24 protein-coding genes and 1 riboswitch are annotated in these 26,179 nt (G+C 40.4%); of the genes, 21 read left to right on the top strand and 3 right to left on the bottom strand.

The features are described from left to right. Positions 1-86: 86 nt before the first annotated feature. Positions 87-1,256 (top strand): SH3 domain-containing protein, encoded by a 1,170-nt coding sequence (locus KTHG_RS12940; protein WP_139994076.1) that lies wholly within the window; start codon positions 87-89, stop codon positions 1,254-1,256. 39 nt (positions 1,257-1,295) lie between these two features. Here KTHG_RS12940 and KTHG_RS12935 read toward each other — a convergent pair whose 3' ends face one another. Then, complete coding sequence (locus KTHG_RS12935; RefSeq protein WP_186439599.1) at positions 1,296-2,573, bottom strand: CAP domain-containing protein; 1,278 nt, start codon at positions 2,571-2,573, stop codon at positions 1,296-1,298. Between the two features lie 271 nt (positions 2,574-2,844). Here KTHG_RS12935 and KTHG_RS12930 point away from each other — a divergent pair, with 271 nt between their 5' ends. Next, positions 2,845-3,258: a YrvL family regulatory protein gene (locus KTHG_RS12930; RefSeq protein WP_126991318.1), complete on the top strand. Its 414-nt coding sequence runs from the start codon at positions 2,845-2,847 to the stop codon at positions 3,256-3,258. Between the two features lie 51 nt (positions 3,259-3,309). Beyond that, the gene (locus KTHG_RS12925; RefSeq protein ID WP_126991319.1) at positions 3,310-3,618 is read left to right on the top strand and encodes a hypothetical protein; all 309 of its coding nucleotides are present in this window, start codon (positions 3,310-3,312) and stop codon (positions 3,616-3,618) included. A 366-nt stretch (positions 3,619-3,984) separates the two neighbouring features. On the opposite strand, the gene KTHG_RS12920 is transcribed toward KTHG_RS12925, so the two are convergent. Beyond that, on the bottom strand, positions 3,985-4,437 hold the full coding sequence (locus KTHG_RS12920) for a hypothetical protein (protein WP_139994072.1): 453 nt from the start codon (positions 4,435-4,437) through the stop codon (positions 3,985-3,987). Positions 4,438-4,678: 241 nt separating this feature from the next. Here KTHG_RS12920 and KTHG_RS12915 point away from each other — a divergent pair, with 241 nt between their 5' ends. From KTHG_RS12915 to KTHG_RS12895, 5 genes are all read left to right on the top strand, one after another. After that, on the top strand, positions 4,679-7,297 hold the full coding sequence (locus KTHG_RS12915; RefSeq protein WP_139994070.1) for a hypothetical protein: 2,619 nt from the start codon (positions 4,679-4,681) through the stop codon (positions 7,295-7,297). A gap of 151 nt (positions 7,298-7,448) precedes the next feature. Continuing rightward, positions 7,449-7,636: riboswitch (Lysine riboswitch) on the top strand. Positions 7,637-7,749: 113 nt separating this feature from the next. After that, on the top strand, positions 7,750-8,589 hold the full coding sequence (locus KTHG_RS12910; protein ID WP_139994067.1) for a transporter substrate-binding domain-containing protein: 840 nt from the start codon (positions 7,750-7,752) through the stop codon (positions 8,587-8,589). A gap of 22 nt (positions 8,590-8,611) precedes the next feature. Further along, the gene (locus KTHG_RS12905) at positions 8,612-9,397 is read left to right on the top strand and encodes an amino acid ABC transporter permease (protein WP_139994065.1); all 786 of its coding nucleotides are present in this window, start codon (positions 8,612-8,614) and stop codon (positions 9,395-9,397) included. A gap of 12 nt (positions 9,398-9,409) precedes the next feature. Further along, on the top strand, positions 9,410-10,141 hold the full coding sequence (locus tag KTHG_RS12900; protein ID WP_126991324.1) for an amino acid ABC transporter ATP-binding protein: 732 nt from the start codon (positions 9,410-9,412) through the stop codon (positions 10,139-10,141). Positions 10,142-10,231: 90 nt separating this feature from the next. Further along, a complete protein-coding gene (locus tag KTHG_RS12895) occupies positions 10,232-10,672 on the top strand; it encodes a hypothetical protein (protein ID WP_139994063.1) in 441 nt (146 codons plus the stop codon). 263 nt (positions 10,673-10,935) lie between these two features. Here the strand turns inward: KTHG_RS12895 and KTHG_RS12890 are convergent, their stop codons facing one another. Next, entirely contained in the window at positions 10,936-11,703 is a 768-nt protein-coding gene (locus tag KTHG_RS12890; RefSeq protein ID WP_139994061.1) for an SH3 domain-containing protein, read from the bottom strand. Positions 11,704-11,959: 256 nt separating this feature from the next. Here KTHG_RS12890 and KTHG_RS12885 point away from each other — a divergent pair, with 256 nt between their 5' ends. The 13 genes from KTHG_RS12885 to KTHG_RS21295 form a co-directional block, all read left to right on the top strand. Next, the gene (locus KTHG_RS12885) at positions 11,960-12,214 is read left to right on the top strand and encodes a hypothetical protein (RefSeq protein ID WP_126991327.1); all 255 of its coding nucleotides are present in this window, start codon (positions 11,960-11,962) and stop codon (positions 12,212-12,214) included. A gap of 53 nt (positions 12,215-12,267) precedes the next feature. Then, complete coding sequence (locus KTHG_RS12880; protein ID WP_139994059.1) at positions 12,268-13,038, top strand: YwqG family protein; 771 nt, start codon at positions 12,268-12,270, stop codon at positions 13,036-13,038. A 187-nt stretch (positions 13,039-13,225) separates the two neighbouring features. After that, entirely contained in the window at positions 13,226-14,800 is a 1,575-nt protein-coding gene (locus KTHG_RS12875) for a glutathione ABC transporter substrate-binding protein (protein WP_255512453.1), read from the top strand. Between the two features lie 57 nt (positions 14,801-14,857). Continuing rightward, complete coding sequence (nikB, locus tag KTHG_RS12870) at positions 14,858-15,781, top strand: nickel ABC transporter permease (RefSeq protein ID WP_126991329.1); 924 nt, start codon at positions 14,858-14,860, stop codon at positions 15,779-15,781. An 11-nt stretch (positions 15,782-15,792) separates the two neighbouring features. Further along, a complete protein-coding gene (locus tag KTHG_RS12865) occupies positions 15,793-16,674 on the top strand; it encodes an ABC transporter permease subunit (RefSeq protein ID WP_139994057.1) in 882 nt (293 codons plus the stop codon). An 11-nt stretch (positions 16,675-16,685) separates the two neighbouring features. Then, positions 16,686-17,669, top strand: a complete 984-nt coding sequence (locus KTHG_RS12860; RefSeq protein WP_126991331.1) for an ABC transporter ATP-binding protein — start codon at positions 16,686-16,688, stop codon at positions 17,667-17,669. Further along, positions 17,662-18,672: an ABC transporter ATP-binding protein gene (locus KTHG_RS12855; RefSeq protein WP_139994055.1), complete on the top strand. Its 1,011-nt coding sequence runs from the start codon at positions 17,662-17,664 to the stop codon at positions 18,670-18,672. The genes KTHG_RS12860 and KTHG_RS12855 overlap by 8 nt, the downstream gene beginning before the upstream one ends. A 152-nt stretch (positions 18,673-18,824) precedes the next feature. Beyond that, on the top strand, positions 18,825-19,928 hold the full coding sequence (locus tag KTHG_RS12850; protein WP_139994053.1) for a sugar ABC transporter substrate-binding protein: 1,104 nt from the start codon (positions 18,825-18,827) through the stop codon (positions 19,926-19,928). 69 nt (positions 19,929-19,997) lie between these two features. Further along, complete coding sequence (locus KTHG_RS12845) at positions 19,998-21,518, top strand: sugar ABC transporter ATP-binding protein (protein WP_139994051.1); 1,521 nt, start codon at positions 19,998-20,000, stop codon at positions 21,516-21,518. Between the two features lie 12 nt (positions 21,519-21,530). Further along, complete coding sequence (locus tag KTHG_RS12840) at positions 21,531-22,706, top strand: sugar ABC transporter permease (RefSeq protein ID WP_139994048.1); 1,176 nt, start codon at positions 21,531-21,533, stop codon at positions 22,704-22,706. 68 nt (positions 22,707-22,774) lie between these two features. After that, the gene (locus KTHG_RS12835) at positions 22,775-23,611 is read left to right on the top strand and encodes a substrate-binding domain-containing protein (RefSeq protein WP_139994046.1); all 837 of its coding nucleotides are present in this window, start codon (positions 22,775-22,777) and stop codon (positions 23,609-23,611) included. A gap of 124 nt (positions 23,612-23,735) precedes the next feature. Then, positions 23,736-25,160 carry a sensor histidine kinase gene (locus KTHG_RS12830; RefSeq protein ID WP_126991337.1) on the top strand — a complete coding sequence of 475 codons (1,425 nt, stop codon included), beginning with the start codon at positions 23,736-23,738 and terminating at the stop codon, positions 25,158-25,160. Then, on the top strand, positions 25,150-26,179 hold a 1,030-nt coding region (locus KTHG_RS21295), incomplete at its 3' end, for a response regulator (protein WP_147633112.1). The genes KTHG_RS12830 and KTHG_RS21295, both read left to right, overlap by 11 nt.

The raw sequence follows: 26,179 nt of genomic DNA, 5'->3' as shown, positions 1-26,179 counted from the left end.
GGCTCTTATTAATGATAAAAATTGTAAAAAATAACAAACAAAGGACGTGTTTTGGTATAATGCTGTTAAGTGAGGTGGATGGATAAATGAAAAAAATGTATGGGGTTGCAGCATTATTAGCAACCACCCTTGTATTAACAGCATGTAATTCTGAAAAAGAAAAATCAAATGAAAGTCAGCAAGCAGCCCCGCAAGATGAGTCGATTCCTAAAGATTATAAAGAGGAAATCAAAAAATTAAGTGATGCTTCTTATGAGGATTCGCGTGCCAAAACAGATGCTTTAACAACCTATGCGCAAAGGTATACGAAGGCCTATGGCTCGGCCGTGGACAATCAAGGGAAAAAACTAAATGATTTCTTAGATTCTGTACTAGACAAGTCTTATACAACAGGCTCGAATGGAGATATGGCGTTAAATTTCTTTGAGTCTTATTTTTTACAAGCATCGTCAACAAGTGAATGGAAAGATGATGCACCGGAGCTTGCTTTAGCAGAAACGTATCACGAGACAATACGGAGTAGTATTCGTTTGTCAGAGGCGATGCGCTTAAATGATAGTGAAGCGACTAAAAATGAAAAGCAAGAGCTCAAAAAGCTAAAGCAAACACTTGCAAGAGATGCGAAAAAATTAGGTACGGTAAAAGGCGACAAAGTATATTACCAGTTAGAGGGTAAGAAAAAAGAACAGGCGAAAAAGGACAAAAAAGAAGCCTCTCTTGAAGAGAAAAAAGCACAGGCTGCAAAAGCGGAGAAAGTAACAGTAAAGCAACAGACACCTGTAGTGAACCCAAATGCGGCACAAAATGAGCCGTATCATTATGTAAATGGCTATGTCTATGTCAATACAGGAAAATCAAACGCTGGACTGTTTTTACGTACAGGCCCTAGCCAAACGAGTAGTAAGCGTCTAAGCAAATCTTTACCGAATGCGACTGGTATGACTTTACTCGGTCGTCAAGGCAACTGGTATGAGGTCTATGTTGATAGCTATGGCGCCATGGGCTGGGTGCATAGTAGCTACGTGTCATCACAGCAACCTGTCGTTTCACAACCTTCATTACCGAGTACAGTTGTTGTCAATACAGGAAGTAGCACATTAGTACTGCGTTCTGGACCAGGAAAGGGCTATAGTAAAGTAACGTCACTTGAAAATGGTACCTATTTGGATGTAACAGGTGAAGCAGATGGTTGGTATGAAGTATATGACAGCGGTAGCAGAAGCACTGGCTGGGTATCGAAACAATTTGTAAGGTAATTAAAAAACACCACTTCCAATGGAAGCGGTGTTTTTTGATTATTTTGTAACAACTTTAATTTTCTTCGTTTGATGATGCACTTTATTCGTTACGGTTACGTAGGCAGTACCCTTTTTCAACGATTTAAATGTATAATTGCTAACTTTTTTTAATGATTTTGTATTGCTAACTGTTAAATCAACATTTGCACTATTTGTGAAATCTAAACGTTTTAAATTGCTAAATGTATATGATTTTCCTTTTTTCAACGTGATTTTCGTTGGATAGCTTGGTTTTGCAAATGAATCTTCTAAATCAAAGAAACGAACCTTATAGCTAATCGTGGTGGCTTTGTTATTTTTCAATAAGCCCGAAATTTTAATGGTATACACTTCATTATCCTTAAATTTAAAATCGCCTAATTTAGCATGCCATACAATCGCATTCATATAACCATATCCTGATGAGCTGACACTATAATGCTGGCCATTCTTTAAATTTTTTGAATCAATTGTTACGGATTTCTTACTCGTTTTCATCGTGATTTTAACACGATCTGAAATCGTATAATTTTTGCCGAGTGATACAGAGAATGGGGTATCTTGTGTCATTAATTGAATAGGCATACGCTGAGCAGGCCATGCGATTTTAGCATTGCTATAATTTTTTTCAGCAAGCCCCCAGCCCCCTGGTTCCTGTAAATCTTTTTTTGACCAATTATAATAGCCAGGTAGTTGTTGATGGACAGCTGCTTTATTATCAAAAACATATGTATCTGTATAACTACCAACTTTACCAAAGCCGATTGAGCGCATAGAAGGGTTTAACAACCACTTACGGTGACCAATGGCGGTCTTATTACCACCACTGTCAATCATGTAGCCATTTAAAATCGATTGCTGGATATTGTAATACCCAACGCCGATATTACTAGCAAGTCCAGCAAATGCACCTTTTTTATACGTTTTACTTGTACTGGACATCCCTTGCGGCACTCGAATTTGGTGCGCCAGCTGATTGTTTTTGTTCATTAAAAATGCAGCGTTTTGTGCTAAGTTTGAGAAGTTTTTATTCTCTTTGACTTGTGGTAAATCTGTTAAATATCGTACTAGATTTACGGAATTCAACGCAGCGGTGTTCTCTGTTTTGCTGACTGTCGTTGAAGTTGGGGGCGTTACATATTTTTGAGGCTGTGATTTCGCAAGCGGATGCTTCACAATAAATTTCGCAATACTGCTCTCCGATGGGATGTCCCCTGTAATGCTTTCTGCTGATGCAGAAGATGCGGCGACTAACATAGAGGCTGCAAATGATAAACTAATAATCCATTTTTTCATATTCTTCACTCCTATCAAAAGTGTATCAAAATGATATAGTAGAAGAATGAGCATGAACGATTATTCTTTTTTTAAGCGTTCAGACTTAAAGTGGTATTCCCTTTTGTGTGAATCGACAGTACTCACATAAAATTTTGTTAGTAGTTGATAATAATAGCATGCCAAATTTAATGATAAATTGTTAATTATTGTGTTAATTGGCAGGTTATCTTTTTTTATGGAATTTAGTCGATAGTCTTGTTATGCTAGTAACGAAGTGAGGGATTAATAAATGAAAGAAAAATTCGCAATTTCTGCGAGCCTCTTTGTGGTAGCACTCCTTTTTATTGGGGTAGGAGTGATTGAATTTTTTGCCTTAAAAATTTTAGGTTTGCAATATACATCCTTATGGATGGGTATATTATTCATTGTATTATATGGTGTATTTGATTTTATTATTGCCTTTTTTATTGGTGCGATTCCAAGTGTATTAGTGGAACTCGAACTATTAGAAAAACAATATCAGGCAGGACTTGATTTCGTCATTGATTACATATTAGCTTTATGTTTAATTGGGCTATTGGATGCCTTTATGCCATCAATTTCTATTACATTGTATGGCACGTGTATTTTTGCGCTCGTAACGGCAATCATTCATTACAAGATGAATATTCATGATGATGTAGAATCTTCATCAAAAGCTTAATGAATACAACCTCCTTTTATGGTAAAATATTACATAACGGGAGGTGTTTTTATGAATAAATGGCTGAAGAGCATTGTGTTTGTAGGAATAGGTGGCTTATTATTCTTTACGGTGAATTATTTGTTTTTCCATAGTGAAGGACAGATGAGGACGAGCATCACACAAGAAAATATTGTGCAAAAGAATGATACGTACTATTTAGTCGTCGATGATGAGTCATATGAAATCGACGAGCAATTTCAAAAGCGTATTGATACAACGGATACGATTGAATATGATATAGATTATACATATAATTCGCTGTTTCAACGTGGCAAAATTGTAGAGCTCCATAAAATTGGAACAAATTATAACAAATAAAAAACGAGAAGCGGCTACTTGTGCGCTTCTCGTTTTTGCTTTATAGCCAGGATTGATAATGTCGATTCCCATAAATATAAAGCTTTTGTGTCGCAATAATCCGTTCGATTAAGATAATAATGCTTTTAAAAATAGCATATGATGCGACAGATGCTTGTTCTTTTTTACCGTGTCACGGTTTGGTCAACAGCTATAAATTGTAATTGACTAGCTGTTGTAGGTGAATGCTCAGCGATGGTTTGATAGTACGCATGACTAAGCATTAAAAAATACGAAAAAAAGAGCAAGATCGTTGTTCAACGTTTCAAAAAACATTTCTCCTTCAGATGGTGATACATATATGTACGTTTAAAAAGTAAAAAAGTTTCAATTTAATACATTAGGTGGAGGCATTGTATCATTATCATCATCTGGTAATTTCAAATAGCGTTTTAAATCACTAGCCGCACTGTTTAAAGTTTGTTGGATACGCTTGCCTAGCTTTAAAATCGCTGGTGTAATATCACTTTCTTGCCAAATCGTTAATAAATGCTGCTGGAAAGCAACATAGCCAATAAAATCCATCATTCGATTTTGCACCGACTTATAAATGATTTTTTGACTCGCATCATCTGTCATTTCATTATGTAATAGGGTTAATTCAAAGCAAAAATCAAACATTTGCTCACACTTCTCTAAGGTCGCTTTGTATTGTTGCAGGGCATACCAGCTTTGAGACGTTAAATACACCTCACCCATTTTTTTTCGTAAGTTTTCGCGTGCTTTATGTATGTCATTCATAAGATGTTGCATTGCGTCAATGTGGCTTCCAAACGTCATATTATCACCTCACTATATCGCTATTATAACAAGCATTTTAGTAAAATCACATAAAAAGCTTTTCACTTTTTTATACCCTTTCTCATACATGATTAGACATACTATCTTTTCATGTATCTATTAATAAAATAAGTATTAAAGACTATCTATTGTATGGAACCTTGTCATCTTGTCCGCAAATAGAGAATATTTTACAATAAAATAAAATATTAAATCTTATACAAAATAGGGAGGTGTTTTTATGAAATGGAAAAGACTCATCGCTTCTACCATTTTAGCCTTTATGATGTCATCAGCAATCACCTTACAGCCTGTGCAAGCTGCAACGTACCAATTGAAAAATGGTGTATTGATTGATGCAACGACGAAAAAAGTAGTAAAAGGATATGCATTCTACAAAGGAAAATTGTATAAGGACGGCAAATTAAATAAAGGATATGTTTATTGGAATAACAAATTGTATCGTAATAGTGTATTAAATACGGGCTATGCCATTGTTGGCGAAGGAAATTTAATGCGTCTTTATTATGATACACAGCTAAAAAGTGGTACGAAAAAAGCGCGTAATAATACACTTCTATTTAAAAATGGCTTTTTAGCGCAAGGGAATGTACAGACAAAGGACTTACAGTATTTATATGTGGATGGTCGTTTAAGTAGCGCGGATGAAAAGGTATATCAAAAAGCGGGCCTCTACTATTTATATGAAAAAGGCCATTTATCGACAGGTGAAAAAATGGATGCTACAAAGCAGTATTTATTTAAAGATGGCAAGTTAGATACTGCGGCACCGACACAACTAAGAGATGGTCATTTATTTGTAGAGGGTCGTGCACCACAAGGAAGCTATCTATATGAAGGAACACTTTATTTTTATGGTAAGGTAAGCCAAGAATTAACGGATTATAAAGGCCTTTACTATTATAAGGACGGCAAGCTTGCGGATGGTGATGCGAGCCCGTACCCAGTGAAATTCAATCAAGGCGTGCCTATAGTGACGATTGACTCGGTTTCGATGCTTGATTTGAATCGTCTTCAAGTGCTTGGAGAAGATACGAGTTGGTTATTGAAAGAGCAAATTCGGGTGAATGGGAAAAACGTAAAAGGCAAAGGTTATATACAAAGTGAAGAGGATAATTCTGTTTGGTTATTGAATACACCTGTAGCACTTGATGAAGACATTGCCATTCAAATTGGTAATCAAAGCTTTACGTTAAACTATGATTTAACGCAGGCGAGTTTAGCACTTGCGAATGATACATTTGAGCCGGGTGAGGAAAATACGTTGGCGTTGCAGATTGGTGCTACTCAAAAGAGTGTCAAGGAGTGGAAAGGAGCGGGCTATGATATAAAATTTACAGCACAGCAAGCAATCTTTCCGGAAGGCACCACCTCGACAACAGGGGAACTTGCTACGACGAACAAAGGGGTGTACCCACTTCATGTAAGTGTCGAGAAGAATGGTAAGAAGCGCGAGCTAGATACGAAAATTCGTTTTACTGCTTACAATCCAAAAGAGGAAGTAGCAACAGATGAAATTTATCTAAAAGTTCGACAAGATTACTACAACTATCAAATGACACCAACTAAAACATTAGTTGTCGGTGAACTAGGCTATGTTTCTACTGCACAGTTTGCTAACCCAGGGCTCCGTGTGAATGGTGCAAATCTAACCTATACAAGCTCGGATACGTCTGTTATTTCATTCCGTGACGAGGATCTACAGGACGCTAGTAGTGAAGATTCACTGCCTATTATTGCACCACATTTAGTAGCGAAAAAGGCAGGGAAAGCAAAAATCACAGTCAAGGCTGGGAACTATATGCAATCCTTTACAGTGAATGTGGTGGATAGTAAGCGGAAACTAACAACGATTACGGCACCGAAAACGTATAAGGCCTATATAGAGAAGGATATTAACCCACTCGCTGTTTCAGGGCTTCGTGCAACACAAAAAGACCAATACGGAGACCCTTATTACAAGGCTACAAATAAATCGATCATTCAGTATCCAAAGACAATCTCATTCCGCTACGCACCGATAAAAACATTTACAGGCGCTGAAGTGTATACGTCATTAACGCCAATTACTGCCGGTCAAAAAGGAACGATTTATTATAAAAATGCGAGTGGGAAAACACTTGCACAGACAGTACTGACGACGAGTAAGCTTCCAGCAAAGGCGGAAATCGACTTTAATAATTTAAATGATTTAACATGGCACTATGAAGATGTGAATGGAAAATACGCGGGTGAGGTACCAAAAGCAGATGTTAGTGGCTATAAAGTACGCTATAATCCAGCGATGCTATCGATTGATGGTGGGACAACTGGTGAGTATACGATTGGACGTATTAACTATGCACCAGTGACATTTTTACGAAATGGCTATACAACGGTTTATATTTACGATAAAAATGATAAATTAATTCGTACGCGAACAATTTATAGCCCGGCAACGAGACCGGCAATTACAAGCATTGATACAAAAGATGTACCCACATTAACAGCTCCGGCAACAATCGGCTATAAGGATGTACTTTATACGTCAGAGGAAGCCGGGAAAGATCCAAAAGTAGAACGCTTTACACTATCTCAAAATAGTAATGCGACGGTTCGAATGACTCAAAAAGCGCGTGAATGGGCAGATGCAGAGGAATATGAAAATACCGTTCAAGCAGGTGATTTGTATTTGGACTATGATGAAAATGGCAAATTTTCAACAGGGGATAGACCGGTTCTAACAGTAACAGCAGACAATGCTACAGACTATGCCCTCAATAAATGGCAAATCAACGAAAAAGATACAATCTATATTCGCTATGGTAATGTCATTGAAAAAGAAATAAAAATTAATTAAATACGAAGGAATGAAGTCATTTATGTGCATGATTAGGTCGTAAATACCGAAATTGTTTAGAAAAATAAAAATATTATGACAAATTATATTGACATAAAAACAACATTCCTGTATATTTAGTCTCATAAATTAGAATAAATGCCTCACAGCTTCGTGAGGTAGAGGCGCGATAAGTCAAGATACAATCGATGAGCTAGAGAAGAGTTATGAAACGATTGATGAGGGACTATCGCCGAAGTGCATGACGATTTCTCAACATCATGTGCTGGGTCTGCAGTGAACAATTGCAGGACTGTCTCGCTTGAGTTTCCACCTTAAGTGAGTTGTGCTATCTCAATTTGGAATGTTGTGAGGATTCTGGGACTAAAGATAATTTAGGGGCCTGAGTTTACCTCAGGTCCTTTTTTGTTTAGTCCTAATAACTAATTAATGACAAAAAAGGAGAGAGTAGGATGAAGAAAACAGGATGGTTAGTAGGCTTAATGCTTGTACTCGTTCTTGCGTTAGCAGGATGTGGCGCTTCAGATTCTGATAAGTCAGAATCTTCTGGTGATTCAAAGGATACATTTACAGTAGGGATGGAGGCAGGTTATCCACCATTTAACTGGACACAACAGGACGATTCAAATGGCGCCGTGAAAATTAAAGATGGTTCTGAGTATGCGGGTGGTTACGATGTTGCGATCGCACAAAAGGTAGCAGATAAATTAGGTAAGGAATTAGTTATTGTGAAAACAGAATGGGATGGACTTGTTCCCGCATTAACTTCAGGTAAGATTGATGCGATTGTAGCAGGTATGTCGCCAACAAAAGAGCGTTTAAAAACAATTGATTTCTCAGATGTGTATTACACATCTAACCTTGTAATGGTTGTGAAAAAAGGTAGTAAATATGAAAATGCTACGTCATTAGCAGATTTCAGCGGTGCTAAAATCACTGCACAATTAAATACATTCCATTATTCAGTAATTGATCAAATTAATGGTGTGAAAAAGCAATCTGCCATGGATAACTTTCCGGCAATGCGTGTAGCACTAGAGTCAGGTAAAATTGATGGTTACGTTTCAGAGCGTCCAGAAGGTGTATCTGCAGCAGCCGCAAACGATAATTTTGCAATGGTTGAATTTACAGATGGCTTTAAAACAAGTAAAGAGGATACAGCAATTGCAGTTGGCTTACAGCAAGGCAGTGATTTAAAGGCAAAAGTAAACGAGGCGTTAAAAGAAATCTCTGAAGACGATCGTACGAAGCTAATGGATGAAGCAATTGCAAATCAACCAGCAGCAAAATAGTTGCTTGTGAGGAGGAATATTGATGAGTTTAGATTGGTTTATAACCATTATTACGAATAACTGGCCGATGCTTTTACGAGGCGCTTGGATGACCCTAGTTATTTCAACACTCGGGACACTTATTGGCGCATTAATCGGTTTGATTATTGGCGTCATTAATACAACTCCGAAAGCACAAAAGGGCGGTCAAAAAACATTTTTAGCGATTGTAAATGGCTTATTACGTGTCTATGTGGAATTCTTCCGTGGTACACCGATGATTGTACAGGCCATGGTTATTTTCTACGGCACACCGCTTATCATGCAATGGCTTAAAGCAACAATTGGTACGGATTTCGGCTTTAATGGCGATATGAATGCGACATTTGCTGCAGTCGTCATTGTGTCATTAAATACAGGTGCCTATATGGCGGAGATTGTACGAGGCGGCATTATTAGTGTCGATAGGGGACAATTTGAAGCGGCACGCGCAATGGGGATGAATCATTGGACGACGATGACATCTGTTGTGTTACCACAGGTGCTGCGTAATATCTTACCGGCAACGGGTAATCAATATATTATGAATATTAAAGATACGTCGGTATTAAATGTCATTACCGTAAATGAGCTGTTCTTCCAAACAAAAACGATTGCGGGTGCGAACTTCCGTTACTTCGAATCATTCTTCATCGCGTGTATTATTTATTTAATTATGACACTGACAGCGACACAGGTGCTTCGTTTCTTCGAGCGTCGTTTAGAAGGCAAGGCCAATTATCAAATGCTTGATGAAGCGGGCATTATGCGTCCGAAATCACGCGAGTAAAGGAGAGAGAGTATGGGAAACGTTATTGATATTCAGCATCTATCAAAATCCTTTGGTTCGCATGAAGTTTTAAAGGACATTAACTTTTCTGTTGAAAAAGGAGAGGTCGTAACGGTTATTGGTTCATCAGGCTCTGGTAAATCAACATTACTTCGCTGTATTAACCTACTTGAAATACCTTCAGGTGGCGAAATTATTTATCACGGTGAAAATATTTTACAAAAGAAAAATTTGAATGATTACCGTAAGCATATGGGCATGGTATTCCAGCAGTTCAATTTATTTAATAACTGGGATGTTTTAAATAACTGTACTGTAGGGCAAAAGAAAATTCTGAAGCGTTCAAAAGCGGAGGCCGAAGAAATTGCGTTGAACTATTTGAAGGTTGTTGGCATGGATCGCTATGTGAAGGCGCGTCCTCACCAACTATCAGGTGGTCAAAAGCAACGTGTAGCAATTGCGCGTGCGTTATCGATGTCACCAGATGCACTTTTATTTGATGAACCAACATCTGCGCTAGATCCAGAAATGGTCGGTGAAGTGTTACGTGTCATGAAGGAGCTTGCACAGTCGGGATTAACGATGATTATCGTGACACATGAAATGGAATTTGCACGCGAAATTTCAGATCGAATTGTTTTTATGGATAAGGGGTTAATTGTAGAAGAAGGCTCACCGGATGAGTTATTTAATAATCCAAAGCATGAGCGGACAAAAGCCTTTTTACAACGTGCACTCAAATAAATCATGAAGAAGCTGTCTTTTTGGACAGCTTCTTTTTTGTGCAGCATGTATACGATTTCGTGCTATGCTAGATTTGGAGGGGACATAGCGATGAAAAAGTATAAGGTATTGCTTCTCATCTGTTTCACACTATTATTGGTGGCTTGTGCAGATGAAAAAGTGTCTGTTAAAAAAGATGTGACAATGAGTGCGGTCAATGAGCAAGAATATGAGGAGCTAGGCACTGTCCAACTAGATGAAAAACCAGCAAGAGAAGCGCTTCAAAAAGTATCATTGTCATTAACGATTGAAAACTTTGAGCAATTACAGAATGCGAAATTAGCTGTCGATGATAATGCACGTGCATTGTTTGGTAAAAGCTATTGGTTTGGGTCGTATACATTGAATGAGCATCACTATGAGGCTGTATTTTATGTGCAACTTGATAAAGAGACAATTCAACAGCAACTAGAGGACATCAACTATAAGGTGACCTGGGAATATCGCGGGGATACAAAGCAACAAGTGGGGGATTTTGGAGCGAAGAAATAATCGAAAGCTCATCTCCACTGTAGTGTAACCGGATGGCAGTCATTTTGTATAGATAAGGTTTCTGAGAAATCATTCGTTTTTATCGGGCATTTTTTTATAATCGACGCTTTTGTAACGGGTTTTTAAATAAAGAGGCTGGGACATACGTGTAAAAATAATCTCTCATAGGAGCATAAGAAAAACCGGAATCGCGCTGTGGCACGGTTCCGGTTTTTCGTTGTGAACGCTAAAAAAGGAAAATGACGTGTTTTGTCCGAGTCTCTTTATTTTGTGTTAGGAAATACTAAGGTCACATATTGTGCCGAAACATATGCAGGTTTGCCCTTATAAATAATTTTATACCATTCAACAGCGGCATCTTTTTTATACGCTGTAGCGAATTTAACTTTTTCGCCCTTTTGAAGTGTGCCTAAAATCGTACTTGTCACACTTGGCTCTTGACGAACTTTCAATGTCACTGTGCCGATATTACGAACAACGCCCGTTTTTGTTGTGGCAACTTCTTTCTTTGTAAAGGTAATATGCTTCGCCTCAACATAACCAACCTTTCCTTTATAAAGAACTTGGAAGAAAGTATCCTTTGATGCTGCTGTGTAGTTTTGTGTCAACTGAACAGTGGCACCTTCCTTGAGTGTGCCACGCTTTTTACCCTTTGCTGAAGCACTTGCACGTACGCTCAGTTTCGCTTTCGAGACATAGCCTTTTTTTACAACCTTTAATGCGGGTGTAGTGGTCGGCTTTTCAGACGTCACATATTGTCCATATACATAAACAATTTCACCATCTAATAATACGCGATACCACGATTTCTTTGAGCCATCAATAACTTGCAGTTCAGTATTTTTTGCAAGTGTTGTGACAATACTTGAAGTAGTGTTCGGTGCAGTACGTGCATAGACCCCATGATTGGTATACATGACCTTCGTTTCAAACGCTACCGCCGTCTCAGCATTTGCTGTTGTCGGTAAAGAAAGCGTAGAAGCGGTAAGTCCTGTTGCTAGTGCATAAATTAAAAAAGATTGTCGATTCATACATATACCTCCTAAAATATTAATTATAATGACCTATTTATATTTTACTATCTATATCTACCATAAATTATTTAGTGGAAATAGCTTACTATGCAATAATCTGTGAATATCTATCTGTTTATATTGATAAAACTACTACTCGCCAGTCTATATAAAATAAAAAAACTGTTCACTAAATATACACAGCGTTCATGATTGTCGCCAGTCCTTTCTATACTTTAAAATAAAGTTACATTGATAAAGGATGGTGGCTCGTATGGAGTATACAAGTGACGCGTTACATAAAATTTGGGATGTCGGACAGCTTTATCGTTTGAAATCAGGTGAGGTTCAAGCCTATTTAGCGTACAAAAAAATTGAAAAAACGTATAAAGAATCTTTTCGCGAAAAAGCACTTGCTCTAATACCTAAAGCTTCGAAACAGCAGTTACAATTACTTGATTTGACAATCGAATGGGAGCCAATGCGAGAAGCATTTTTAGCTGGTTTAATTGGCGAACGACTACGTTAAAAATAGAACAAACGTTCTTTTTATGGTAGACTAATTTCTAAGGAGGCGTTCATATGATATTACCAGCGATTTTACAACCTTTTGAAAGTCAGATTCAAGAGACTTTGAAGCCGTATATTAAAATTTCCTTGAAGGAATCAGAAAATATTAGCCTTACGAACAGTAAGGTTGGTGGCCATCCTTATTGGCCTGTAAATGAACCTTACCCAGTTTCACCAGAGCACGAGCCACTTCGATTACTTGCTCAAATTAACTTCTCAGAAATACCTCAGGGAATAGAAGAATTACCAACGACGGGTTTGCTACAATTTTTCCTTGCGTCAGATGATTTATATGGTATGGATTTTGATGAACCTGCAGCGCAAGAAGGTTTTCGCGTTGTGTATCATGAGACGACCGAGGCACCAGCTTTAGATGATTTTTCATTTTTAGATGCGATATCGTATGATGAATTTCCATTAGATGAGGGTTTGGAACTTGCCATGAGCTTTGATATTAAGGAAGCGGCTATGTCTTCAGAAACGTACGATTTTGATACGCATTTTGGTGAGGAATTCCGCGAAAATGATGACCTGATGGAGGCTTATTATGAATTATTTAGCGGCCTCGAGCACCGTATTGGAGGTTACCCTGGCTTTACACAATTTGATCCACGTGATGACGATACACCGTTTGATTTCCTGCTTTTCCAGCTAGACAGTGAAACAGTTGGTTCACAGGAAATTTTATGGGGTGACGTCGGCATTGGGAACTTCTTTATTAACACTGATGATTTAAAACAAAAGAATTTTTCGCATGTTCTCTATAATTGGGACTGTGGTTAAACAATATGAAGAAATCGCTATTAGGCGGTTTCTTTTTTTGTAATAAATAAAAAGTCTAAACAAAAACAGTGCTTTAAATAGTTAATTATTACCTTTTCGATTCATTTTGATTATAATTTCCATAATATAGGGTATCTAATAATATCATGATGATTCATGAAATTTGTTAGTGTGGGGGGAGAAATGATTGAAAAGGAGAGCAAATTGGTTCGCACTTATAGCTTTAGTAGTGATGGCCGTTGTATTAGCAGCTTGTGGTGGAAGTGATTCTGGTTCGAATTCAGCGAATGAAAGTGGTGGGAAAAAAGCAGGCAAGGACTTGACGATTGCGGTCAATCAAAACTTCGTAACACTGGATCCGCAAGACTCGAACAACACTTTGGATAACTCGGTTCAACAAACGATGCTAGAGGGGCTAGTTGGCTTTGATAAGGATATGAAAATTATTCCGAAGCTAGCAGAGGATTATAAGGTGAATAAGGACGCAACAGAATTTACATTTATGCTGCGTAAAGATGTGACGTTCCATGATGGGGAAGCTTTTAATGCGGAAGCTGTCAAAACAAATTTTGAGCGTGTATCAGATGAGAAAAATGGCTTGAAACGCTACTCATTATTCTCAAATATTGAAAAAATTGATGTGGTGGATGATTACACAGTGAAATTTACGCTGAAAAATTCATTCGCTTCAATGATTAATAATTTCGCTCATCCAGCTGGTGCACTTCAAAGTCCGAAATCATTAGCAAGTGGTGATGATGTCGCACGTAAACCGGTTGGTACAGGCCCTTATGTATTTGAGTCATGGGATTCAAGTGACATTATTAAAGTGAAAAAGAATGATAAATACTGGAATGGTGATGTAGCGGCCAATTCGATTACCTTTAAACCGGTTGTAGAGAATGGCTCTCGTACAGCGATGCTACAAACAGGCGAGGCTGATTTTGCATACCCCATTCCAACTGAACAAGTAGAAACATTGAAAAAGCAAAATATTACGATTGAAAATACGGATTCGATTGTTATGAACTATTTATCAATGAATGTTAGTAAAGAGCCATTTAATGATCCGAAAGTGCGTGAGGCAATTACACACGCAATTAACAAAGAAGATTTAATTAAAGTAGTATACGCAGATTATGCAAAGCCAGCTACATCTGTCATTGCCGAAAAAACGCAATTCTACTCAAAGCAAGAGGACCAAAGCTATGATGTTGAAAAGGCGAAGGTACTCATGAAAGAAGCGGGCAAAGAAAGTGGCTTTGAAACAACGATTTGGGCTACAAATACGACAAACTACATTAAAGCGATGGAGTTTATCCAACAATCTTTAGCTGCAATTAATATTAAAGTTAAAGTAGAACCAATGGAAAATGGTGCACTTGCAGATGCCTTGTGGGCAGTGGAAGATCCAAAAGATGCGAAGGTACAAATGTACTTTGGTGGGTGGAGTCCATCAACAGGTGAAGCAGACTGGGGGATTCGTCCGTTATTCTCATCTGATTCGTTCCCTCCAAACTCATATAACATCTCGTATTACTCAAGTAAAGAAGTAGATGAGGGCTTAAAAGAAGGTCTAGCTACTTCAGATGAAGGCGAGCGTCAAAAAATTTACGATGATGTACAAAAAACAATTTGGACAGATATGCCATGGGTGCCGATTTCAAATCCAGATAATATTTTCGGTAAGAAATCGAACTTAGAAGGCATTGTGTTACTACCAGATGGTGGATTAAGTGTGACAGAACTACAAATTAAATAAGAAAATAGCGGCGCTATGAGGAATCATAGTGCCCTTTTGTTCTGGAGGGAGAACGGGATGCTGAAATTTATTTTGAAGCGTATTTTACAAATGATTCCGATTTTATTTGTCGTCACAATTGTTGTGTTCTTATTTGTGCATATGATACCCGGGAATCCTGCGCGAATTGTAGCGGGTGCAGATGCAGACCAAGCAACGGTTGAAATGATTGAAAAGAAGCTAGGTCTTGATAAGCCGATTGTCGAGCAATATTTCGTCTACATCGGTAATTTAGCGAAGGGTGATTTAGGTACGTCGTTAAAAACGAATGAACCTGTTTTACAAGAGATGAAATCCCGTTTTATGCCCACCTTTTGGCTGACCGTCTGGAGTATGCTTTTTGCGGTCATTGTCGGAGTAGGGATTGGCATTCTTTCTGCCATGAAACGGAATTCATTTTGGGATTACTTGGGCATGTTTGGGGCAGTTGTTGGGATTTCCATTCCTTCCTTCTGGTTAGGACTGTTATTAATGCAGTGGTTCTCCGTGAAGCTAGGCTGGTTTCCGACAACAGGACTTGATTCTTGGCAGGGCTATGTACTGCCTTCGATTACGCTCGGTGTCGGCGTAGCCGCCATTATTGCGCGCTTTACCCGCTCCGCTTTAATTGATGTACTGAAGGAAGATTATATTCGGACAGGGCGCGCAAAGGGCTTTTCTGAAAGTAAAATCATGATTAGACAGGCGCTTAAAAATGCGATGGTGCCGGTTGTGACGATGACGGGCCTTCAATTTGGTTTCCTACTCGGTGGTTCGGTTGTAATTGAAACCGTATTTGGCTTCCCTGGTTTAGGGAGCTGGCTCATCGATGCGGTGGCAACGCGCGATTACCCGGTTATACAGGCAGAAATTTTATTGTTCTCGCTCGAGTTCTTATTAATTAATTTATTGGTCGATGTTATTTATGGTTTCTTAAATCCACAAATTCGCTATGACGATTAAGGAGGGGTTTTATGACAACAATTCAAGAAAATAAAGTAGCCGCTACACAACCCGCTTCGCCGTGGCGTGAATTTTGGAAGAAATTTAAGCGCCAGAAGCTGGCCTTTGCTTCCGCTATTTTTATTGTGCTGCTGTTCATTGTTGCACTTATTGGACCATGGATTGCACCGTTTGATTATACAAAGGCAGATTATAGTCAGATTCTGCAGGGACCTAACGGCAAGCACTGGCTCGGCACAGACGCTTTTGGTCGAGATATTTTGAGTCGCATTCTTGTTGGGACGCGCACAACGCTACTCGTTGGCCTGAGTGCGGTACTTGCAGGGGCGATTATCGGAACGATTTTAGGGCTACTCAGCGGCTATTACGGCAAGTGGATTGATAGTTTGATTATGCGCTTTTGTGACGTGTTACTCGCATTCCCGGGGATTTTACTTGCGATTGGGATTATCGCGATTTTAGGACCTGGGATGATCAATGTTGTTGTGGCTGTTGGGATTTTTACGATTCCGATGTTTGCGCGAATTGTTCGCAGTAATACACTCGTGTATAAAAACTCATTATATGTAGAAGCTACGCGCTCGCTCGGGGCCGCGAATTTATATATTATTTTCCGGCACATCCTACCTGCGTCCTTTTCTAGTATTATCGTTTATTTCACGATGCGCTTAGGAACGGCGATTTTAACAGCCGCTAGTTTAAGCTTTTTAGGACTTGGTGCACAGCCACCATCACCTGAATGGGGCGCGATGCTGAGTGCTGGGCGCGATTATTTGACGACAGCACCGTATATTACGTACTTCCCTGGGCTTGCGATTATGTTAACGGTGTTAGCCTTTAACTTATTAGGGGATGGCTTACGAGATGCATTAGATCCGAAAGTAAAAGATTAGGAGGAAACGACATGGCAGAAAAAGTATTAGATGTAGTAGATTTAGAAACGCATTTTATTAGCGATGGTAAGGTAGTTAAAGCAGTCGATGGCGTTTCCTTTCATCTTTATAAAGGGGAAACACTCGGCATTGTAGGCGAGTCAGGGAGCGGCAAGAGTGTCACATCGCTATCGGTGATGCAGTTGCTACGTAATACGCCAGGGAAAATTGTTGGTGGAACGATTCAGTTTGGCACATTAGACATTGCCCATGCATCGGATAAGCAAATGCGGAAAATCCGTGGCAATCAGATTTCGATGATTTTTCAGGAGCCGATGACCTCGCTTAACCCCGTTTATAAAATTGGGCGTCAGCTAACAGAGGGCATTATCCTACACAAAAATGTTTCGAAAAAGGAAGCGACACAGCGCGCACAACAGATGCTTGAGAAAGTCGGCATTCCGCGTGCAAAGCAAATTTTAAATGAATACCCGCATCAATTGTCTGGTGGGATGCGGCAGCGCGTCATGATTGCGATGGCAATGGCATGTGACCCAGAAATTTTAATTGCGGATGAGCCAACAACGGCACTTGATGTGACGATTCAAGCGCAAATCCTTGAGCTAATGAATGAGCTTCGCGAAACGTCACAAACATCGATTTTAATGATTACGCATGATTTGGGTGTCGTAGCGGAAATGTGTGACCGGGTCGTGGTGATGTATGCCGGGCAAATCGTCGAGGAGGCACCGATTGAAGCACTTTTTGCACAACCAAAGCATCCGTATACACAAGGGCTTCTTGCATCGATTCCAAAGCTCGGTGAAGAAGTGGAGGAATTGACGTCTATTTCAGGAACGGTTCCAACACCGGAAACAATGCCATCAGGGTGCCGCTTCGAGCCGCGCTGTCCGTATGCGATGGCGCGCTGTAAGGAGCAAAATCCAGTGTTAAAAGCAGATGAGGACGGGCGCGTTTATCGCTGCTGGCTACAGGAGGAGGGGTCTCATGAGTGATGTGCTGGTTGAAGTCAAGAACTTAAAAAAATACTTTGGTGGTAAGAAATCATTATTTAATCGACATCCTGATACCGTTAAAGCGGTGGATAATGTGTCATTTGAAATTTATAAAGGCGAAACACTCGGCATTGTCGGCGAATCGGGCTGCGGGAAATCGACTACTGGTAAAATGATTATGAATTTACTAGAGCCTACAGAAGGTTCTGTCGTATTTCAAGGGAAGGACCTAACAGAATTGACAGGGCAAAAGGGCCGGGCAGCGCGTCAAAAATTCCAAATGATTTTCCAAGACCCGTATGCGTCACTGAATCCACGTATGACGGTGCGCCAGCTGCTAACAGAGCCGTTTAAAATTCATGGTATTGAGAAAAAGAATGAGCGCGCGAAAGTCAATGAGTTACTCGAGCTGGTGGGCTTAAATGCGTATCATGCGGACCGTTACCCACATGAATTTTCAGGAGGTCAGCGCCAGCGTATTGTAATTGCACGTGCGCTAGCACTTAATCCGGATTTAATCGTGGCCGATGAGCCGGTGTCTGCACTTGATGTATCGATTCAATCGCAAATTTTAAACTTAATGAAGAAGCTACAGCGCGAGCTTGGGCTCACGTATTTGTTCATTGCGCATGATTTGAGTGTTGTGGAGCATATTAGTGACCGCGTTGGCGTGATGTATTTAGGGAATATGGTCGAGCTGACCGATAAAAAATCGCTCTACCGCGAGCCGCTCCATCCATATACACAGGCGCTATTATCTGCGGTGCCTGTCGCAGATCCAACGGTGAAAAAGCAGCGTGTGATTTTAAAGGGTGATTTACCAAGCCCATCTGACCCACCGACGGGCTGTGTGTTCCATACACGCTGTCCATTTGCGATGACACAGTGTAAGCAGAATAAGCCAGTACTGCAAGATATTCGCGGGGACCAGCATTTTGTTGCCTGTCATTTATATAATGGGAGTGCAGAGTCAGAGGCAAAATTAAAGAAACAAATTTTATAAAAAGAAGAGGTATTGCGACAAGGCAATGCCTCTTTTTTTAGGTCAATGTTGAAAAATTCCATCAAATATTAAAAAAGTCATAATGAAAACGATTACATTTACTATTTTTTCCTCTTAAACTAAAGGTAGAGAATAATAAGGGGTGTGAAAAAATGAAAAAGAAGTGGAATCTACTTGTGATGTTATTAGTGCTTGTCGTAGGGGGTGTGCTAGCGGGTTGTGGTAATGGTAGTGGTGGCAATGTAGACATCGGTATCGTGTTACCAACGAAAGATGAGCCTCGCTGGGTACAAGATGAACAGCGCTTTAAAGATGCACTAAAGGATTCAGATTACACAACCGAAATTTTATTTAGTCAAGGGTCTTCAGCGAAGGAAAAGGAAAATGTGGAAGCCTTATTAAACAAAGGGATTAAAGTTCTTATTATTACACCACATGATGCAGCCGCTGCAGCTGCTGCAGTAGAAGCAGCGAAAAAAGATGATGTGACGGTGATTTCGTATGACCGTTTAATTACAGATACCGATGCAGTTGATTACTATGTGACGTTTGACAGTATCGCTGTAGGTGCTGCACAGGCTCAATATTTAGTGGATCATGCAGAAGGAAAAGATGTACCGCTTTATTTATATGCGGGCGCGGCTTCGGATAATAATGCGTTTCTATTCTTCCAAGGAGCATGGGAAGTATTACAGCCAAAAATTGCGGATGGTACATTTAAAATTGCTAACTCAAGTGTGGCCGAATCAATGAAGGATAAAAAAGACTTATCACGCGCAGAGTTAGGGAAAGTGATTGGTCAGGTAACGACGAACTGGGATGCCAATGAAGCGAAAAATAAAGCGCAAACAAACTTAACAGCTGTCAAAGATGACATGAAGGGGGATGTCGCTGTACTTGCACCAAATGACGGCACAGCGCGTTCAATTGCTGATGTATTCAAATCAGATGGCGATATTAAAAACTATTTAATTACTGGTCAGGATGCAGAAAAAGCATCGATTCAATACATTATTGATGAAAAGCAATCAATGACTGTATTTAAGGACGTACGTACGCTTGTAAAAGATGCGATGGGTATGGCTGTTGATGTATTAGATGATAAAACACCAGAAACAACGGGTGAGTATGACAATGGCACGAAGAAAGTAAAAGCGAAGCAAACGGATGTCATTGTAGTCGATAAAAATAATGTACAAAAAGAGTTAATTGACTCAGGTTACTACAAAGCAGACGAATTCACAGGCTTGAAGTAGTTTCATAAGAACAAGTGGAATAGTGATGGCCTGTGCTATCACTATTTCTTTTTTAAAGGAGGAATTCGCATGGCAGATTATATTTTAGAAATGGATACTATTTCAAAAAGCTTCCCTGGTGTTAAGGCACTTTCCGATGTGAATTTCAAGGTGGAGCGCGGTGAAATTCATTGTTTAGTTGGTGAGAATGGTGCTGGAAAATCGACGCTTATGAAAGTATTAAGTGGTGTTTATCCGCATGGTGAATATGAGGGAGAGATTATTTACAACGGCAAAGCACAGCAATTCCGTGAAATTAGCGACAGCGTAAAGGTCGGTATCGGTATTATTTATCAGGAGCTGGCGTTATTTCCGGACTTAACGGTTTATGAAAATATTTTTGCTGGCAATGAGCTAAAGAGTGGCCCGTTTATTAACTGGAATGAAACGATTACCGCTTCTAAAAAGTTATTAGAAAAGGTGCGTCTACGTATTACACCGGAGACGATGATTCGTGACTTAAATGTTGGGCGTCAGCAGCTCGTCGAAATCGCCAAAGCGCTTAGTAAGGATGTAAAACTACTCATTTTAGATGAACCAACAGCCGCATTAAATGAAGATGACAGTGAAAACTTACTGCAATTACTGAAGGAATTGAAATCGCAGGGCATTAGCTGCATTATGATTTCGCATAAATTAAAGGAAGTTATTTCGATTGCTGATAAGGTGACAGTGCTACGAGATGGCAAGACAATCGGAACAATGGATGCGCAGACTGAAGAAATTACCGAGAATAAAATCATTCGTAGCATGGTTGGGCGTGATATTGAGGATATTTATCCGAAACGACCGAATCAACAAATTGGAGAAACCGTGCTTGCGGTGCGTGATTGGTCTGCCTATGATAGCAATTTGGATCGCCAAGTAGTAAAGGATGCACATGTCGAGCTGAAAAAAGGCGAAATCATCGGCATTGCAGGGCTGATGGGCGCAGGGCGTACGGAGCTCGCACTCAGTATTTTTGGTAATCCAAAGCATTATAAAATGCAGGGAGAGCTTGAGGTACTTGGTAAGAAGCGGAAGTTGAAGCATACGAGTGAGGCCATTAAAGCAGGAATTGCCTATGTGACGGAGGACCGTAAAGGGGATGGTTTATTTTTACTACAGGACATCCGCGAAAATATATCGGCCGCCAATCTACAAAAAATTGCGAGTGGTGGGACAATTAATGTCAACGAGGAAGTAAAGGTTGCACAGCATTATAAGCAGTCACTCAATATTAAGGCAAGTTCTCTAGAGCAGGAAGTAGGGAAGCTAAGTGGGGGCAATCAACAGAAGGTATCTGTTGCGAAATGGTTATTTACAGAGCCGAAGATTTTAATTTTAGATGAGCCGACACGCGGTATTGACGTCGGGGCAAAGTTTGAAATGTATACGATTATGAATGAACTTGTTGATAAGGGTATGAGCATTATTATGATTTCCTCGGAGCTTCCGGAGGTGCTTGGGATGAGTGACCGCATTTATGTAATGGCAGAGGGTCGCATAAAGGGAGAACTTTCACGTAGCGAAGCAAATGAGGAAAATATTATGGCATTAGCGACACAATAGGAGGCGAAACAGATGAATTTTTTCGGGGAACTAAAAACATTATTAAAGCAAAATATTCGTGAGTACGGGATGTATATCGCACTTGTTGTGATTATGTTGATTTTTACGATTTTAACAAATGGTTTATTTATGTCATCGCGCAATATTAGTAACTTATTAGACTCTGCAGGGTATATTGCGGTGCTTGCGGTCGGGATGACATTAGTAATCGTCATTCGTCATATCGATTTGTCGGTCGGCTTTTTAGCAGGTTTTCTCGGTGCTATCGCTGCGATTTTCCTGACGCGTATGGACTGGTCAATGTGGCTTGTTATTCCAATCATTTTATTAATCGGGATTTTAATTGGGCTTATTAGCGGCTTTTTAGTAGCAAAACTAGCGATTCCAGCCTTTGTTGTGACATTAGCAGGGATGCTGATTTTCCGCGGCGCGCTCCTACAAGTAACGGAGCAATCGGGGACGATTATTATTAAAAACGACCAGTTCAACGCCATTGGTAACGGCAATATTCCAGCAATTGCGGAAGTGGCGGGGCTTCATTTGTCAACGTTACTCATTGGACTATTAGCAATCGCCTTTTTTATCTATAGTGAGTTTAAAACACGTCGCACGAAAAATAAATATGGCTTTGACACATTATCAATGAGTATGTTTAGCGTTAAACTTGTGCTCGTATCGGCCGTCATTTTATACATCACGTGGATCCTAGCAGGCTATAATGGCTTCTCTTGGACATTAATTATTATGCTTGTTGTGGTGCTTGTATATTACTACCTAACGACGAAAACGGTGTTAGGACGCCATATTTATGCGGTGGGGAGCAACCCAGAAGCGGCGCATTTAACGGGGATTAATGTTCAAAAAATTACGTTGTTCGTATTTGGTTCGATGGGGATGCTAGCGGCGCTGTCAGGTATTTTGTATACATCACGTTTACAATCTGCGACAACGACGGCAGGAACATTGTTTGAGCTTGATGCGATTGCGGCAGCCTATGTTGGTGGTGTATCAGCTGCAGGTGGTGTCGGAAAAGTAACAGGCGCGATTATCGGTGCGATTGTGATGGCCTCCTTATCAAACGGGATGAACCTGCTTGGTGTCGGAATTTCGTATCAATATATGATTCGAGGAGCAGTACTTGCGACGGCGGTAATTTTTGATGTAGCAACCCGCGCAAAACGTGCTTAAATAAAGAAAGCTGGTGGTAAATATATACACTGGCTTTTTTTGTATTTTATTGGAAAGAAGGGGATGCCGTGAACAAACAACTTCTTATAATATTTGGGCTGTTGATTGTGTTCTTTAGTGTGCTTGTAGGACGAGCTGTGTATCAAGTGATGGATGCCACACCGCAGCTACCAAAAATAGCAAAGGACACAAATACCTTGCATATCGCATTAATTACACAGGAACTAGATACACCTTTTTGGGACCGCGTAGCACAGGGGGCGAAACAGGAGGCGAAGAAGCAAGGTGTTGCCTTTGAGGTCATGGGTGCGTATGCCTTTGATGATAGTGCCTTTTTAGATGCGATGGAGCTTGCAATTCATTCAAAGGTAGATGGTATCTTAATCCAAGGTCTTGATAACCCGCGCTTTAAAGAGCTTGCGCAGGTGAAGGCCGCCTATTACGGCATTCCAATTATTACGATAGCAAATGATGTGCCGGTGAAGGATACCTTGCGTAAAACGTATATTGGAACAGATCAGGTGGCAGCAGGTCAGGCACTAGGGAAACATGCGCTACAAACATTGAAAAAGGGTGATGAGGTCGTCGTATTAATGGATGAAGCAAAGCCCTATTTTGAGCGTCAGCGTCTGAAAGGGTTGAAGCGAGCATTTCATCGTCAAGGAATCGAGGTCATTGTGCGTACAACCGGACATGAGCAGCAGCAACTTGTCGATTCCACGCAGCAATTATTAAATGAACATCCGACGAGCGATGCCTTTATAATGCTTAATGCGAACTATACGAATACAGTCGTCCAGGAAATTTCAAAGCGAATGCGTCTAAGTAATTTTCAGTTGTATACCTTTGATGATGGGGTCGATGCAGAAGCGCTATTACAAAGTAAAAAATTAATGCGCTTGTGACGCAGCAGCCTGAGAAAATGGGGCAACAAGGGGTGAAGCGTCTTGTCGATTGGTTAAATGGCAATGAAATGCCACTAAAGGTAGCAGGCTATTTTACCTCCTTTGAGATTGAAGAGGTGGGCTCATGACAAAAATTCAGCAAAAAATCTGGCTGCTTGTTATTTTAGCGGTGGCAGTCATGGGCATTATTTGGCTTGCTTTAACCCATGTCACCGAGCAAAATCAGCAAAAATCAAATGAAGTCTTAAAGCGGTATATGGAAATTAATGATGTGTCACAGCAAACGAAGGCGCTTATTACCTCACTGAATACACAGCTTGTGACACCGTCAGCCTATCATGCCCAGCAAACGCGTGCGCAGCTATCGAAGGTGCGTGATTTAGAGCAAGAGCTTGAAACCTTACGTAATGATGACAATGGCTTTCGTATTACGAGCTATCGGCATTTGCTAGAGAGTGTGACGGATACGTCTGAGCGTGTATTGCGCCTTGTCAATGAGCAGGAGCTTGAAGAGGCAACGATGGAATTTAATGAGGCGACACGCATTGCCAACTATATTTCGGAGATGACAATGACGCTTTTGAGTGAGGAAATGGCAACCTATAATGGCTTTTATGGCGCGCTAATTGAAACATCCGAGCAGCTAAATAAATTAGCGCTATTCGTCCTCGCCCTCATTACGGTTGTGTTACTAGCGGCGACATATGGCTTTTCCTATAGTATTACAAAGCCGGTGGATGAGTTGACACGTGCAGCGAATGACTTAGCAGAGGGGCATTTTGATCGCCCTGTAAAGGTGGAGTCAAAGGATGAGCTCGCCTTTTTAGCCTCGACCTTTGAGCATATGCGCGTGAATATTAATGAGTATATTGATGAGCTAACGCAAAAGGCGCATTTAGAGCAGGAGCTTCAGAAAAATAAGCTTTTGCTAAAGGAAAGTCAGCTCAAGAGTTTACAAAATCAAATGAATCCACATTTCTTATTTAATACACTTAATACATTATCCAAAAAAGCCTATCTAGACGGGGCAGAGGAAACGAGTGATTTATTGGTTGATGTGGCGGGGTTATTACGCTATAACTTGAAAAATCGTGATCAGGCCGTTCCGTTAGAGGAGGAAGTGGCAGTTATTGCGCAATATATGGCGATTCAGCAGGCGCGTTTTGCGGACAGGCTGACGTATACAACGTCGATTGACGCTGATTTATCCGTTCCGATTCCAAGCTTTACATTACAGCCGCTCGTTGAAAATGCGGTTATTCATGGCATTGAGCCAGTAGAAAATGGTGGAACGGTAAAGCTAAACATTAAAACAGTGCCACAGGGACTTCAGATTCAGATTATGGATGATGGGCAAGGTATTAATGCCGAGCAGCTTCAGCGTATCCAGGCACCGCAAAGTGAGGCACATATTGGCTTTTACAATGTCCAAAAACGCCTTGAGCTATTTTATGGTCAGACGAACTTACTGCAAATTACGAGCAGTGAGGGGCAGGGGACTGTCGTAACAATACATATTCCTAGAGAGGAGCGAGCAGATGACGCTTAAATTATTAATCGTAGATGACGAACCAATTGAGCGCCAAGCCCTACAGCAAATCTTACAAAAGGCTTTTCCAGATTTTCAAATGATGCAGGCTAAAAACGGACGTGAAGCGGTTGAATATGCGCTAAAGGAAGAACCTGATTTAGTGCTAATGGATATTTTAATGCCTGGAATGACCGGCTTAGAGGCGATTAAGCTGATTCAACAAAAGGGAATTGAATGCCAGTTTGTCATGGTGACAGCCTTTGATACATTTGATTATGCCAAAAGTGCTTTACAGTTAGGGGTAAAGGATTATCTATTAAAACCAACTACTCCAAAGGAAATGACGCAAATTATCGGTGCGATTGCGGAGAAAATCATTGCTGAAAAACAGCAAAAGCAGCAGTTTGAGCCATTTATTGAGCAAGCCTTTGTATCACAGCTATTATTTGATGCTATGGACTCTGTAGAGGATGTATTACCGCTTCCATTAAAGGAAACAACTTCTTTTGCAGTATTAATGGTGACATTTGCGGAGCAGGTAAAGGGTGAGGCTGTATTGAAGAAGGCACAGCAGTACGGGGTGTATAGTGGCGTCTTGTACGAGCAAAGGCGGCCATTTATTATTCCGATAAAAGAAGATTTTAGACAGGAAACGATGCGTGTCGCGAAGGCATTTATTGCGGCGTTAGAGGAGCAGCACTACAGTTCAGTCGCGATTAGTAGTCAAATTCCGTCATTAGATGAGCTGTCGAGAGGGTATCGCGAGGCATGGCTAGTCTCTGGCGTCGCGCAGCGCGTAATTTATTTTGAGGATTATGTGCAGTTTGTGCCGATGGAGGCGGACTGGCAAGCGGCAATTGATCAGCTCGATTGGCATAAGATTCGGCTATTATTTCAACAAATGACGCAGCAAAAGCCCTTAGCGGAGGCGCGTGAGGAAGCCTTCCAAAAATTATGGCAAGTGCATACACAGCTTCACCAGCTTGGGCTTGAGATGGGACCACCGACGCTTTCTTTTTCCGATGAATCACAAGCGC

The organism is Kurthia sp. Dielmo, assembly GCF_000307285.2.
Classification (GTDB): domain Bacteria; phylum Bacillota; class Bacilli; order Bacillales_A; family Planococcaceae; genus Kurthia; species Kurthia populi.
This window is presented reverse-complemented; position numbering and strand designations above follow the sequence as displayed.